This is a genomic window from Halalkalibacillus halophilus DSM 18494, from assembly GCF_000423105.1.
Taxonomy (GTDB): domain Bacteria; phylum Bacillota; class Bacilli; order Bacillales; family Alkalibacillaceae; genus Halalkalibacillus; species Halalkalibacillus halophilus.
Map to the genome: position 1 here is coordinate 1 of NZ_AUHI01000027.1, position 1,099 is coordinate 1,099.

The following is a 1,099-nucleotide window of genomic DNA, read 5'->3' on the forward strand; positions in this document are numbered from 1 at the left end:
GTTCAAACGGAAAGGAGGTGGTACAGGAATTTCAACCTGTTGTCCATCGCCTACGCCTTTCGGCCTCGGCTTAGGTCCCGACTTACCCTGAGCGGACGAGCCTTCCTCAGGAAACCTTAGGCATACGGTGAAGAAGATTCTCACTTCTTTTTCGCTACTCATACCGGCATTCTCACTTCTAAACGCTCCACCAGTCCTCACGGTCTGACTTCACAGCCTTTAGAACGCTCTCCTACCACTGTCCTTACGGACAATCCGCAGCTTCGGTGATGTGTTTAGCCCCGGTATATTTTCGGCGCAGCGTCACTCGACCAGTGAGCTATTACGCACTCTTTAAATGATGGCTGCTTCTAAGCCAACATGCTGGTTGTCTGAGCAACGCCACATCCTTTTCCACTTAACACATACTTAGGGACCTTAGCTGGCGGTCTGGGCTGTTTCCCTCTCGACTATGAACCTTATCACCCATAGTCTGACTCCCAACGATAAGTTATTGGCATTCGGAGTTTGACTGAATTCGGTAACCCGATAGGGGCCCCTAGTCCAATCAGTGCTCTACCTCCAAAACTCTTCCGTTGAGGCTAGCCCTAAAGCTATTTCGGAGAGAACCAGCTATCTCTGTGTTCGATTGGCATTTCACCGCTACCCACAGCTCATCCCCGCATTTTTCAACATACGTGGGTTCGGGCCTCCAGTAAGTGTTACCTTACCTTCACCCTGGCCATGGGTAGATCACACAGTTTCGGGTCTACGACGCCTGACTGAATCGCCCTATTCAGACTCGCTTTCGCTGCGGCTCCAGATCTTCTCTTTAACCTTGCCAGCCATCGTAACTCGCCGGTTCATTCTACAAAAGGCACGCCGTCACCCATTAACGGGCTCCGACTACTTGTAGGCACACGGTTTCAGGATCTATTTCACTCCCCTTCCGGGGTGCTTTTCACCTTTCCCTCACGGTACTGGTTCACTATCGGTCACTAGGGAGTATTTAGCCTTGGGAGATGGTCCTCCCGGATTCCGACGGAATTTCTCGTGTTCCGCCGTACTCAGGATCCACTCCGGAGGAGAGGGGTTTTCGGCTACAGGGCTGTTACCTTGT

General features: G+C 51.8%; 1 rRNA gene. It reads right to left on the reverse strand.

Annotated elements, in window-relative coordinates:
• Nucleotides 1–1,099 (reverse strand): 23S ribosomal RNA (locus tag G532_RS0111705); the annotation flags it as partial.